Source organism: Stenotrophomonas sp. TWI1409, assembly GCF_039673015.1.
In the GTDB taxonomy this organism is placed as follows: Bacteria; Pseudomonadota; Gammaproteobacteria; order Xanthomonadales; family Xanthomonadaceae; genus Stenotrophomonas; species Stenotrophomonas maltophilia_A.
Genome location: NZ_JBDJKU010000001.1, coordinates 92,725 through 105,316 on the forward strand (window position 1 = coordinate 92,725; position 12,592 = coordinate 105,316).

Below are 12,592 nucleotides of genomic sequence, written 5' to 3' on the forward strand. Positions count from 1 at the left end.
CGTTGCTGCCCGTGCCCCGGCCTAGCGTGGACACATCACCCTCAGGGCAAATGCCTGCGGTCTGCACAGGTGGGGCGGGGAATTCACGTTGGGAGCCGGAGTTCTGGCCGCCATAGGCGGCGGAAGGGGTGGGATGCCGCAAGTGTAGTGAGAGTCATTTGCAATTGGAACTCCCTACCCCCTCCCTTTCCTGCAGCCGCGGTTCGGATGAGGCCTGGGAACCGGGGTGAAGCGCACGGCAGTTGCGCTCTCCGGGAAGCTGCCGTGATCGCACCATTGGCGCGATGAACTCCACCGCCTCAATCGCGAACCGGCCTGCAAGCGCCTTGGCATGACCGTCCGGGGTGTAGCTTTTCCGGATGTCCCTCATATCGGCTTCGTCGGCGAGCAGCAGCAGTGCTACCTGCCTGCCAGTGCCTGCGTCGATCGCCTCGATCTCGAGGGAAAGCTGCCCCTTGCTCACCGGCCCCATCAGGACCGATGTGGCAATGTTCAGGCCGACAGACACCTCCTTCACCGAGGTGATCCTTGCAAGCAGCAACAGCCCCGTTCCCGGTCGCCCTGCCCCACTCCGGCCCAGGCGCCTGTCGATCTGCCGCTGCAGCTGACTGCTTACGGCAGCCTTGAGGCGATCACCGACGCCCGGGCTCAGCGTTGCAGCCACCTCTGGCATCAGCAGGACGGGGGCGAGAGTCACCGTCTGGAAGTGCCCGTGCGTGCTACCCGCTGGCACGATCTCCATCCGACGCTCCCCGTGGATGCTGAGCCCTGCATAGGTCCTGGCCTGGTTTGACCTGACCACATGCACCGGACTGCATGCGGCCAGCAACAGCATTCCCACTCCTGCGAGGAGCCGCGGAACCCGCCGCCACAAGCTGCCTTTCGCGACGCGTCCGGAACCGGATGTTCTGGCCAGAGTGGCAGTTCGATCGCCGCCTGATGAATGACGACGGCAGCAGGGAATTGCAGAGTGCATGACTTTCACAGGTTGAGTGGAACGGAATCAATCGAGGTCGAACATCCCCCATGTGCGGGGCTCGCCTTGGCCGGTCCGGAATGCCGGGCCCGACGATTGCAGGGTGTCGGCAGGATGTCGGCAATCACCAATGCAACATGTGCTTCGGATCGAACAGCACGCACGACACTGCCATGATGATCACGACAAGCACCGCGAATCCTGTGGCAATGGCGCCTCTGAGAAATCCAATTCGGATGAGGATGTGCTTCAACAGGGCCACCTCGCCAAGCAGCAGGACAAAGAGAAGTCCTGCTTGTGCTGCGGCAAGCAGCGCATAGACCAATGCCCAGCACCCCCATGCGATGGCCGCCACACGAATGACGGACGCCGGAACGTCCATCAGCAGCCCCACCACGATCAGCATCGTCACCGCAATGGTGATCGTGCGCATGTTCTCAGCCACGTTCTTCAACGTAGCGCCTTCCCGCGCCAATCGATCGACCTCAAGGAATCTCGCCGCGAGTTTCGATTCAAACAGCCGTATGCGCTTCATGGTTCTACCCAGGTGAAGGAGGGGTGGCTGGAGAGGACTGCACACGCACTGGTGCAATGGACTACAGACGCGCAACCACCACCGGCAGCACGGCCCGGCGGCAGCCCCGACGTCATTGGGTGGCCCGGTCTCTACCGATGGCTACCCGCCGTGCTGGAACCAGGGTGGATGCTGTCTACCTGGATTCCCGGAACTCGGTTGGCAGGCAACCCGCCCAACGCTTGAATGCGCGGCGGAATGCACGGGCGTCGGAATATCCAACCGCGTCTGCAATTTCGGCGATGCTCAACTCTGAGTTCAGCAGGAGATCGCGGGCCCGCTCATACCTCGCTTCGTCCCGAATCTCCCTATAACTGGAATCCTGGCGGCTCAGGCGGCGGCGGAGCGTTCTTTCACTAACATTGATCAGGCTCGCAAGTTCGCTCTGCTTGGTCGTTGACTCGATATCACATCGAAGGTGGCTCGACAGGGATTCAACAATCTCATTGCGGCCCCCTCGCGTTGGAAGAAGTGAATCCAACTGCTCTCGGACAATTCTTGAATTGACCCGATCGAAACCGGGCAAGCGCGCGCTCAGCCAATGTGAGTCTATGGTCAGGCGATTGACGCCAGCATCGAAGCGGACAGGGCACTGGAAGAATCGTCGATAGACTTCAGGATCAGAGGGCTTGGGGAGTGAGAAATCAACCCTGAGTGGCGCGAATGATGGTCCAATTACGTATCTGCTGACCGCAACGAATCCGGCGAACGCGTCCTCGACCAGCACCGACTCCAGTTGAATGTCGAATCGTTTGAACCGGACTTCCATCCTCACTTCCCTTCCCACCTCCTCCACCGTGTGGATCAGCATCGAGCCGATGGCTTGCTGATGGGTGAGGCCGTACGTCAGTGCATCGCCGTAGGTCTCGCAGGTGAGCATTGCCAATCCGGGTACGCCCCAGGAAATGGGCGTCTGTCTGGCTCCCAGTGCCAGGCCCAGCGCAGGTTCGCCCAGCAAACGCTCAGCCCGCATGAACAACTGGCGCATCTGGCGGTAGGACAGCCTCACGTCCCTCATTGATAGATCGCGATAAGTGAAGCCGAGCCCGCGGCATAGCTCTTCCGGAGAGAACCCCCGGTCCTCGACCAAGCCGAGGATTGCCCTCGCCCCGGTAGGCACTATCTCGGCAATCTGCGATTCGCTTGCGGCGTTTGGATCTTCAGAAGCCTGGAGACCGGCAGCATCCAGCGCGGGATCCTCGCCGGCGACAGGCCAGTCCTTGAATGCCGGCAAATTCTTGGGGATAGGGGCCATCACGTCTTCGAAAGGTAGTGCGACGCCCACATAGTCGGGCCGCCAGGGGACCTGTTTCAACGTGGCGGACACATTCTGGCCTTTTGGGTCCCCTGCCCGACCTCCAATGTCCCTTTGAGGGCACCGACAGTAACCATGCCCTCACGTCGCTGACCAGATTCAGGCTGGGACATCTCATGCGACGAGGGATCACCAGGCGCGCCATCTGTCCCAGATGACCTGTTTGAGCCCCCGCGTGTCCACAACTGTCCTGTTCGGGGTGCAGGTGTCCCCCTAAATTTACGCCGCCTGCAGACCTGACCACACCGCGCTGGTCTGTGGAACTGACCACCCATACAAGGAATCGAACGTGAAAACCCATATGACCTGGTCATTGGTGCCTCGTCTCAGCGCGCTGGCCATTGCCCTGTCCGCGATGACGGGATGTTCCGATACACCAGAGAGCGGGACGGCAGAAGCCCGCACCGCGTATGTCGCCTCCGTTCGACAGGCTGCTGGCGATCAGCGCGCTTACATCGGCACCGTGCGTGCCACGCAGCGAGGACAGCTGTCCTTCCCGGTCTCCGGAAAGGTCTCCGCGGTACTTGTTGAACCGGGTGACGTTGTACGCAAGGGACAGGTGCTTGCTCGACTGGATCCGGTCCCCTTTGCAGCGCAGGAGGCGTCCGCTGCCGGCGACGTCGCACGCGCGCAGGCCGCACTGGACGAGGTCCAGCGACGCGTCGAGCGACTGGATGTTGCGCAGAAGGCTGATGCGCTCAGCCCGGCGGAGATGACCGCCGCGAAGGCCGAACTGGCGGCTGCCAATGCGGCCGTCCGCAATGCCCGCGCGCAGCACGAGCTCGCCGGCTGGTCGCAAGGCGAAGCCACGCTGAAGGCAACGTTTGACGGAGTCGTGGCTGCCCGAAACGTTGAAGTTGGACAGTCCGTGGGCCCCGGCGCTGTTGCCATCCAGGTCGATGGTGCGGGCCGCGAGCTGTCTGTCGCGATTCCGGGCACTGCTCCCCTGGCTGTTGGGCAGGTGGTCAACCTGATCAGCGGCTCGGACACCGTGGCGAGCAAGGTGCTCCGTGTCGACGGCCGCGTTGATGCAGGCGGCGTGCGTACCGCATACATCGCAGTGCCCGAGGCGGCGACCGTGGGTTCGACTTGGTCGGTCCGGATCACAGGAACGGATACAGGCCCAGCCAGGCTTCAAGTACCATTTCGGGCTGTTCTGCCGTCTGCCGTTGGCGGCAAGGGCCAGGTGCTTCGGCTGGCAAAGGATGGCAAGACGACCGAGCTGGCGGAGGTAGATCTGGGTCAGTATCACGGTGACTGGATCGAGGTGAGCGGGCAGATTTCCGCCGGTCAGCGTGTCGTGGTTGCGGGTGCCAAGGCCATCCGTCCGGGCACGCTGATCAAGCCCGTCGAAATGAAGATGGGATCAGAACAATGAGCCTCTCCTCATTCTCGCTGGCGCGCCCCCGCCTGACCTTGCTGGCGATTGTAGCGATCGTCCTCACCGGCCTCATTCTGGCGCTGGACTTCCCATCCACTGAAGAGCCCCCCATCACCATTCGCACGGCGACGGTACTCAGCTTCATGCCGGGCGCCGGCGTGGACCGGGTCGAGCAGCTGGTCGCTCGCCCGATCGAGGAGAGCATTCGTGGCATGCCGGAGGTCAAGCGCATCCGGACGACTGTTCGTCCAGGCTTTGCGTTCACCTACGTTGATCTCTATCCCACCGTGGAATCGGAAAAGATCCCCATCGTGTGGCAGCGTTTGCGCTCGCGCATGGGGGACATCCAGAGCCAGCTTCCCGAGGGAACGATTGGCCCGGTCGTGGACGACGAATTCGGTCGGGTTGCGGTGATGACCATGGGCCTGACCGGCGAAGGCTATAACGCAGGCGAGCTTCGGGCAGAGGCACGCCGCCTGCGCGATGAGCTGTTCCGGCTGCCCGGGGTGGAGCGTGTCTCGCTCCACGGCGTGAGGGACGAGCAGGTCCAGATCATCCTGGACGTGCCTTCCCTGGCTGCGCGTGGGCTCAACCCCAATGTGATTGCCGACGCGGTTTCCAGGCGCAATGTCATTGCGCCGGCAGGTTACGTCGAGATCGGGGGTTCGGAGATCGCGCTCAACGTGAGCGGTGACGCCGACAACCCGTCCCAGCTGAAGAGCACGCCAATTCCGCTGCCGAGGGGTGGCTCGGTGCCCCTGGGCGCCCTTGCGCGAGTGGAACGGGTGACCCAGGACCCGCCGATGACGGGTGCATTCGTGAATGGCACGCCGGCCGTGGTGATAGCGGTCTCCATGGCGCCAGGACTCAACGTAGTCAGCTTCGCCGATCTGCTGCGCGGCGACGTTGAACGGCTTTCGGAAACGCTGCCGGCCGGCATGCAGCTTGTCCAGATCACGGATCAGGCCGAGGTTGTTTCCACCCAGCTGCTGCGTGTTGCCAAGGTTTTCTTGGAGACCCTGGCCATCGTCATGGCGGTCGTCGTGCTGTTCCTTGGAATGAGGACCGGCCTGATCGTCAGCGCCATCGTGCCGACCACGGTGCTGGGGACGATGGCAATCATGAAGATCCTGAACATCGATCTGCACATGATCTCGGTGGGTGCAATCATCATTGCCCTGGGCCTGTTCGTTGACAACGCGATCGTGGTTGCCGAGGACATGGAGCGGCGGCTCTCGCTGGGTGAGTCGCCGGACCAGGCTGCCGCTCACGCAGGCAGCACGATGTTCGTGCCGCTTCTGGTTTCTTCGCTGGCGATCATTCTCGCGTTCATGCCGCTGGCCATCTCCAGCACGGAAACCGGCGAGTATCTGCGCAGCCTCGGCATCGTGATGGCCATCGCGCTGCTGTTGTCGCTGGTCATCGGCGTTACCCTGATTCCGCTGCTGTGCAAGTACTTTGCCCATCACCATGCCGAACTCAGCCGCACCGCACGCGCGGTCGAGCGGTTGACGGGCTGGTACCGCGGCAAGGTCCGCTGGATCCTGGGACACAAGGCCATCTACATCGGCGTAATGGTTGCACTGCTGGCAACCTCCGGCTGGTTGTTCACCACCGTCCCCAATGAGCTGATGCCGCCGTCCGAGCGCCATCAGCTGCAGATGGCCATCGAGCTGTCCCCGGATTCCAGTCCGGCCAATACGATGGCGGTTGCTCACCAGATCAGCAAGGTACTGGCCGACGAGAAGCTCGTTCCGGAGATCTCCAGCCACGCCCTGTACATGGGCGATGGTGGCCCACGCTTCATTCTGGCACTCAATCCCCCTACTCCTGCAGGACACCGCGCGTATGCCGTGCTGTCACTTGCGAAGGGCGTCAAGCATGAAGCGGCCATTGAGCGGCTGCGTTCTGTGATGGCAACACACTTCCCGGATGTGCGGGTGGAGCCCAAGCGGTTCTCGATGGGGTCTTCGGATGCCGGCGTAGCGACGTTCCGCATCTCCAGCAGCGACGGCGCACATCGGATTGCCGCCGAGAAGCTGCTGCGCACGCTGCAGGACACGCCGGGGATGGTGGATGTATCCAGCGATGCCGAACGCCAGGTTGTCCAGCTTGATGTGGACGTCGATCAACCCAAGGCCCAGGCCGCAGGCATCAGCAGCGCGGACATCGCCAAGAGCATGGACATGCTGCTGACCGGCGCAACGATCTCCCGTTATCGTGAGGGCGACACCGTTCTCCCGGTCATCCTCCGCGGAGAGGCGGCACTGCGCACGGATATCGGCCAGCTTGAGGCACTCCCGATCCAGAAGGCGGATGGCAGCGGAAGCGTGCCCCTGGGCCAGGTGGCCAAGCTTCGGTTGGCGCCGCAGCTGTCTTCAATCCAGCGAGTGAATCAGGCGCGAGCGGTCACCGTGCTTGCAAAGAGCTCCGAGCTGACAGCCCAGGGGATCGCGGACAAGGTCGAGCCACTTCTTTCCGAATTCCGCAAGCAGGGCGTGCGGGTTGAACTCGGTGGCGAGATCGAGGAAAGCAAGAGTGCCAACGAAGGCATCGAGAAGCTGCTCCCGCTCTGCCTTGCTGCCATGTTCCTGTTGTTCGTATGGCAGTTCGAGAGCATCCGCAAGAGCCTGATCGTCCTGGCGAGCATTCCGTTCGTGGTCATCGGCGCGACCTTGGCACTCAAGCTGAGTGGCACCAGCCTGACCTTCATCGGAACACTGGGGCTGCTCGCACTTGCCGGCATCATCGTCAACAACGCGATTCTTCTCATCGATGCGATCGACGAAGGCCAGCGCGATGGCTTGCCTCCTCTCCAGGCCATTGAAGAGGCTGCGGCAAAGCGCCTGCGGCCCATCGTCATGACCAAGATGGTCTGCATTCTCGGCCTTGTCCCGCTGCTGCTGTTTGGCGGCTCCATGTGGACCAGCATGTCGATCGTGATGATCGGCGGCCTCGCCCTTGGAACGCTGATCACGCTCGGTCTCATTCCAGCGCTGTATGCCGCGCTCTACCGCATTCACCCGGCCGAGGAGGCATGATCATGGCTATTGGAAACCGAGTTGCCTGCCTGTCGATTGCTGTGCTTGTGGCCCTGTCTTCTGGCTGCGCCTCTGTGGCCCCCAGGACCGGGATCCCTGACGCCGCAGCCCGGCATCATGTGGGCCAGGCACCCACGCCGGCGGCGCTGGATGCGGATGTGCTGCCCGGGACGCCCAACAGGCAATGGTGGAAGGACTTCTCCGACCCCAACTTGGATGCACTGGTCAGCCTGGCCATGCGCGGGAATCATGACCTGAAGTCTGCCCTTGCCGCCGTGGTGGAAGCGCGGGCGCTGGCAGGCGCGGCGCGCAAGGACTATCTGCCGAGCGGTGCGCTGCAGGTCAAGGCCGAAGCCATGCAGTCCGCCCAGATCGAAGCGGATCCCTATCGCCAGGATCTTCCCCGCCCCCCTTCCCAGAGGCTGCTGTCCGCCGGACAGATGTTCTCCTGGGAGCTGGATCTGTTTGGGCGCATTGGCACCGCCGCAGCCATGGCCGATCGCAAGGCCGATGCGGCGGCGGCTGACGCGAGATCAGCTGCCGCAGTGCTCCAGGCCGAGGTTGCGAAGAACTACTTCCTGCTCAGGATGGACCAGATCAACCTGGCCTCTCTTGAGCGGGAGGTTGAGCTGAGCAAGGCGCGCGTTGTGCGTGTGAAGGCCCGGTATGCGGCCGGGCTGGTCGATCGCAGGGAGGCACTTGCGGTCGAATCCGAACATGCCGAGCTGGTGGCGCAGGAGGCGGCAACCGCTACCCGGCTGCAGGCGGACAGGGCCGCATTGGCGGTTCTTGCGGGCCGCCCGCCGACCGCGCAGGATGACGCCTGGGAGGCGTTGCTGGCCCCAGCTCCACTGCCGGCCCCACCGGATCTTGCATCGCTTGCGCAGCCGACCGACCTCCTGGCGCGGCGGCCGGACGTCGCCAAGGCCGATGCACTACTGCGAGCAAGCCGTGGCAACGTCGTACTCGCCGAGCGCGCGCACCTTCCGCGCCTCACGCTGAATGTTTTCGGCGGCATCCTTGCACCGTTCGGTTCGCTGGGCGATTCCAGTGCAAAGCGCTTCTCGGCCGGCCCGGAGCTTCAGTGGGAGTGGCTGAGCTTTGGCCGGAAGAAGGCCAGGGAGGAAGCCGCTCGCGCCGGCAGTGATCAGAACTGGCATGCCTTCGAGCAGACCGTGCTGACGGCGCTGAAGGAGAGTGAGGACTCCCTGCATGCGTGGACGAGTTCCCAGGTCAGGATGCAGCAGGCGGTAAATGCCGAGGCACTCAACAGCAGATCTTCGGCCTATGCCTCTTCCCGCGTGGACGCCGGAATCGAGCCGAAGGATGCCGGCCTGCAGCAGCAGGCGCTGCACGAAAAGGCGCGCAGAGAGCTTGCGGCGGCACAGGCCGGGCTGCTGATGGCCCACGTGCAGGTGCAGCTGGCGCTGGGGGCATGGCAGCCCGAGAAGGGGGACCCTGAGATTGAAATCGGCAGGCCCATCGCTTCCCGGAAGAGCGCCGAAAGCGAAGCATCCGCGGCGCATCACTGACTGGCTCGAACGGCAACCCGCCAGGCCGTACCGGCCTGGCGGATCGTTCGTCGCCCGCTACATGAGGAAAACTCTCTTGAACGCTACCCACAGTTCGTCCGTGCGTGTGCCCGGCATACTCATCCGCGAAACGGCAGCGCTTATCGTCCGCAATGGTCGGTCTTCGGTGACCGTCAGTGAGATTCTCGAATGCTCGGGCGTCAGCCGTGGGGCGATGTTCCATCACTTCTACTGCAAGCAGGATCTCATCGACGCCACTTTCTCGTGCTGGCTGCAGAACTTCAATCAGGACGTGGAACGGAGAATGCGTGCCAACGGGCTCCGCCCCGGCGCATTCACCAACGCCTACGTGGAATCGGTGGTCGAGGGCTGCAGGCGGCACGACGTTGCAATGCTCTCGGCCCTGATCATCCGCCTGGACCTGACCCAGGTATCCGCGTCGCAGTGGATCGAGTGGATGAAGAAGAAGCTGGCCACCGAGCCGTCCGAGGCCGACGATCCCGCGCTGAGGTCTGCGCGTCTCGCCGCCGATGGTCTGTGGCTTGGCTCACTGTCCTGCCCTGCCCCAGCCAATGAACCGAAGATCGACATTCAAACGCCGCAGATCCCGGTGCAGCGCTGTGGCCACGGTCCGTCCCATCGCCTTGTCTAAGGACGATCAGGACGCGCGGTCGCGCGCTCATCGAACAGCAGGGATGCAACCGTGCCATGGCTAGAAGAACCAGGGAGGACGCACACGCCACGCGTGAGAGGATCCTCGATGCCGCAATGGTGTGCCTGCTGCGCCATGGGCCCGCCGGCGCCACGCTGGAGCTGATCGCCACCGAGTGCGGCTATTCGCGCGGCGCGATCTACTGGCACTTCGGGTCCCGTCAGAACCTGCTGGGTGAACTTTCCGCGCGAGGGCGGCCAGATGCACCCGAAGGACTGCGGGAAGCCGCCATCCGGCAGTGCAGTGACCCGTTCAAGCTTCTGTTTGCGGACCTGGTCAGGGTATTTGATCACACGCGCCGCACCCCACGCGTTCGCCGAACGGTTGAGCTTCTGCTGCGCTCTGGTGCATCACATGAGCTGGGCGGCATAGGCGACGTGCTCGCGGCGTGCGCGATGCCGGAGGTCCGCATGCTGGAGCTTGTATACCAGCGTGCAGGAGCACTGGGCCAGCTCCGTGAGGGCGTTGATACAGCCACTGCGGCGCGCAGCCTTCATGCGATCGCGGTCGGTGTTCTGCTGGGATCAATCCTGGAGCCCGGCATCCTCGACCTGGAGATGGGCGGGGCACGCACCGTGGAAGACCTGCTCAGGCTGCACATGGCTGCTCCCTTCGCGGCCGCCGGAGCGTGGCTCAGCCCATGCGTGGGCTGAGCCGGTTCCTCATCGATCCACTTCGCCGAACACAATGTCGTAGGTGCCAATCATGGCGACGACATCCGCCAGCATGTGGCCCCTGACGATTACATCCAGAGAAGAGAGATGAGCGAAGCCGGGAGCACGCAGGTGCACCCGGAACGGCTTGTTGGCGCCATCGGAGATCAGGTAGCAACCGAACTCGCCCTTGGGCGCCTCGACCGCTGCGTAGGTCTCACCTGCCGGCACCTGGTAGCCTTCGCTGAAGAGCTTGAAGTGATGGATCAGCGCTTCCATGTCGGACTTCATCTCCTGCCGGGACGGCGGCGCTACCTTGAAGTTCTGGACCATCACCGGGCCGGGGTTGGCGCGAAGCCAGTCGACACATTGCCGGATGATGCGGTTGGACTGCCGCATCTCCGCGACACGGCACAGGTAGCGGTCATAGCAGTCACCGGCGCTGCCGACCGGAATGTCGAAGTCAACGGCATCGTACTTCGCGTAGGGGCGCTTCTTCCTCAGGTCCCACGCCACGCCCGAGCCTCTCAGCATCACCCCGGTCATGCCCCAGTCCATGGCCTGCTGCGGGGTCACAACGCCAATGCCCACCGTGCGCTGCTTCCAGATTCTGTTGTCGGTGAGCAGGGTTTCGTACTCATCAATGCGGTTTGGGAATTCGCGGGTGAAATTCTCGATGAAATCGAGCAGTGACCCTTCTCTCGCGGCGTTCAGCCGCCGCAGCTCCTTCCCCTTCTTCCAGCGTGACTCCTTGTACTTCGGCATCTGGTCAGGCAGATCACGGTACACACCGCCGGGCCGGTAATACGTGGCATGCATTCGAGCGCCGGATACCGCCTCGTAGCAGTCCATCAGCTCTTCGCGTTCCCGGAATGCATAGAGCATCACGGCCATGGCGCCCAGGTCCAGCGCGCCCGTTCCGATGTTCATGAGGTGATTGAGGATACGGGTGATCTCATCGAACATCGTGCGGATGTACTGTGCCCTGATGGGTGCCTCGATTCCCAGAAGGGTTTCAATCGCACGTATGTAGGCGTGTTCATTGCACATCATGGATACGTAGTCCAGCCGATCCATGTAGCCGATGGACTGGTTGAAGGGCTTGGACTCCGCCAGCTTCTCGGTACCCCGGTGCAGCAGGCCCACATGCGGATCCGCGCGCACAACGGTCTCGCCATCCATCTCAAGCACAAGGCGCAGTACCCCATGTGCCGCAGGATGTTGGGGGCCGAGGTTCATCACGTAGTTCCGGATCTCGGTATCCCGCCGATCACCGCGCACGGGAGCGGGGCCGCCCGCCGTCGTCCGCTTCATGTTCATCCAATAGCTTCCGTAGACCGAACGCATTCAGCGGAAGTGCTCAATGCTCCAAACGTCGATGCTACTTCGACGTGGAAGGCCGGTTATGGACTGCTTGGTCTGGAATGTGCGTGCGCTGAGCTTCAGCCCACCGCGCCGAGTGCGCGGACCGAACACGCGCCATCGCCTGCGCGAAGCAATTGTTCCTCCAACGTTTCGATCGCAGGCGTCCGCACGGCTGCACTGCGCATCAGCCGGAAGCTCGCTGCGGGGAGCACAGGAAGGCCCAGTCCACTGCCCGCAATCATCAGGCCATCCTGGATGTCATCCTGAAGAACGACAGTGATGGCGAGCCCGGACTTTGCAGCCGATCGCAGGCCCTGCTGGTTCGCCGAGGTAAAGGTGACGCGCCATTCCAGGCCGGCTTCAACAAGTGCTCCGATGCACACGTCGCGGTGCATGCACGGGCTGGGCGCGAGTGCGAGTGGCAGCGTCTTTTCCGGTTCGTGCTCAAATCCCGAACCGATGGCCCAGACGAAACGTGTCCGCCTCAGAACCGGCCACTCAACGTCCTCCCTCAGGAACAGGTTCACCGCCAGGTCGAGTGTTCCCGCCTGTATCTGTTCGTTCAGCGCCCCATAGGACTCCACGGCTACATCCAGCCGCACCGCGGGGAACCTGCGGGAGAAGCGCGACAGCATTGCGGTCAGCCGGTCGCCGGCATAGGTCTCCGGCACACCCAGGCGCACTGCCCCGGTAACGGGAGCCCTCTGGAACCGGCGAACCAGCAGGCTCTGGGCAGCAAGAATCTGCTCGGCATGTCGCAGGAAGTCTTCGCCGTCTTCGGTGAGTGTCACGCTTCTCGTGGTCCGTTTCAGCAAGGCGCTGCCCGCCTGCTCTTCCAGCTTCCGGATCTGGTGGCTGATGGCGGACTGGCTGAGGTTCATGCGCTCACCCGCCTTGGTGAAGCCGCCGGTCTCTACGACGGCGACAAAGGCGCGCAGCAGGTCGGGGTCAAAGAACACCGGGGCAATCCATGATGAAGATTGATCAATTCTATTAAATCAAATCATTTTTATCATCATGGAAGTCCCTCCAAGATGGCCGCT

10 protein-coding genes are annotated in these 12,592 nt (G+C 63.0%); 5 read left to right on the forward strand and 5 right to left on the reverse strand.

Annotated elements, in window-relative coordinates:
* Positions 1–154 precede the first annotated feature (154 nt).
* The 3 genes from ABE423_RS00500 to ABE423_RS00510 form a co-directional block, all read right to left on the reverse strand.
* Positions 155–835 carry a DUF3313 family protein gene (locus ABE423_RS00500; RefSeq protein WP_180837104.1) on the reverse strand — a complete coding sequence of 227 codons (681 nt, stop codon included), beginning with the start codon at positions 833–835 and terminating at the stop codon, positions 155–157.
* Between the two features lie 265 nt (positions 836–1,100).
* Entirely contained in the window at positions 1,101–1,511 is a 411-nt protein-coding gene (locus ABE423_RS00505) for a hypothetical protein (protein ID WP_012511082.1), read from the reverse strand.
* Between the two features lie 175 nt (positions 1,512–1,686).
* Positions 1,687–2,877: an AraC family transcriptional regulator gene (locus ABE423_RS00510; RefSeq protein WP_253143159.1), complete on the reverse strand. Its 1,191-nt coding sequence runs from the start codon at positions 2,875–2,877 to the stop codon at positions 1,687–1,689.
* A 277-nt stretch (positions 2,878–3,154) separates the two neighbouring features.
* On the opposite strand from ABE423_RS00510, the gene ABE423_RS00515 reads away from it, so the two are divergent.
* The 5 genes from ABE423_RS00515 (at position 3,155) to ABE423_RS00535 (ending at position 10,184) form a co-directional block, all read left to right on the forward strand.
* Positions 3,155–4,243 (forward strand): efflux RND transporter periplasmic adaptor subunit, encoded by a 1,089-nt coding sequence (locus tag ABE423_RS00515; protein ID WP_253143160.1) that lies wholly within the window; start codon positions 3,155–3,157, stop codon positions 4,241–4,243.
* A complete protein-coding gene (locus ABE423_RS00520) occupies positions 4,240–7,287 on the forward strand; it encodes an efflux RND transporter permease subunit (RefSeq protein WP_346484587.1) in 3,048 nt (1,015 codons plus the stop codon). Before ABE423_RS00515 ends, ABE423_RS00520 begins: the two co-directional genes overlap by 4 nt.
* A gap of 2 nt (positions 7,288–7,289) precedes the next feature.
* On the forward strand, positions 7,290–8,819 hold the full coding sequence (locus ABE423_RS00525) for a TolC family protein (protein WP_346484588.1): 1,530 nt from the start codon (positions 7,290–7,292) through the stop codon (positions 8,817–8,819).
* A 76-nt stretch (positions 8,820–8,895) separates the two neighbouring features.
* Entirely contained in the window at positions 8,896–9,471 is a 576-nt protein-coding gene (locus ABE423_RS00530) for a TetR/AcrR family transcriptional regulator (RefSeq protein ID WP_232053917.1), read from the forward strand.
* Between the two features lie 56 nt (positions 9,472–9,527).
* The gene (locus ABE423_RS00535) at positions 9,528–10,184 is read left to right on the forward strand and encodes a TetR family transcriptional regulator (protein WP_346484589.1); all 657 of its coding nucleotides are present in this window, start codon (positions 9,528–9,530) and stop codon (positions 10,182–10,184) included.
* A gap of 9 nt (positions 10,185–10,193) precedes the next feature.
* On the opposite strand, the gene ABE423_RS00540 is transcribed toward ABE423_RS00535, so the two are convergent.
* On the reverse strand, positions 10,194–11,498 hold the full coding sequence (locus ABE423_RS00540; RefSeq protein WP_346484644.1) for an NADH-quinone oxidoreductase subunit D: 1,305 nt from the start codon (positions 11,496–11,498) through the stop codon (positions 10,194–10,196).
* A 128-nt stretch (positions 11,499–11,626) separates the two neighbouring features.
* Positions 11,627–12,508, reverse strand: a complete 882-nt coding sequence (locus ABE423_RS00545) for a LysR family transcriptional regulator (RefSeq protein WP_180837114.1) — start codon at positions 12,506–12,508, stop codon at positions 11,627–11,629.
* Between the last annotated feature and the right edge of the window lie 84 nt (positions 12,509–12,592).

Excerpts from the sequence above, each read along its gene's own strand:
- ABE423_RS00535 (WP_346484589.1), top strand. The coding sequence starts at position 9,528 with ATGGCTAGAAGAACCAGGGAGGACGCACACGCCACGCGTGAGAGGATC.
- ABE423_RS00505 (WP_012511082.1), bottom strand. The coding sequence starts at position 1,511 with ATGAAGCGCATACGGCTGTTTGAATCGAAACTCGCGGCGAGATTCCTT.
- ABE423_RS00520 (WP_346484587.1), top strand. The coding sequence starts at position 4,240 with ATGAGCCTCTCCTCATTCTCGCTGGCGCGCCCCCGCCTGACCTTGCTG.
- ABE423_RS00540 (WP_346484644.1), bottom strand. The coding sequence starts at position 11,498 with ATGAAGCGGACGACGGCGGGCGGCCCCGCTCCCGTGCGCGGTGATCGG.
- ABE423_RS00500 (WP_180837104.1), bottom strand. The coding sequence starts at position 835 with ATGCTGTTGCTGGCCGCATGCAGTCCGGTGCATGTGGTCAGGTCAAAC.
- ABE423_RS00525 (WP_346484588.1), top strand. The coding sequence starts at position 7,290 with ATGGCTATTGGAAACCGAGTTGCCTGCCTGTCGATTGCTGTGCTTGTG.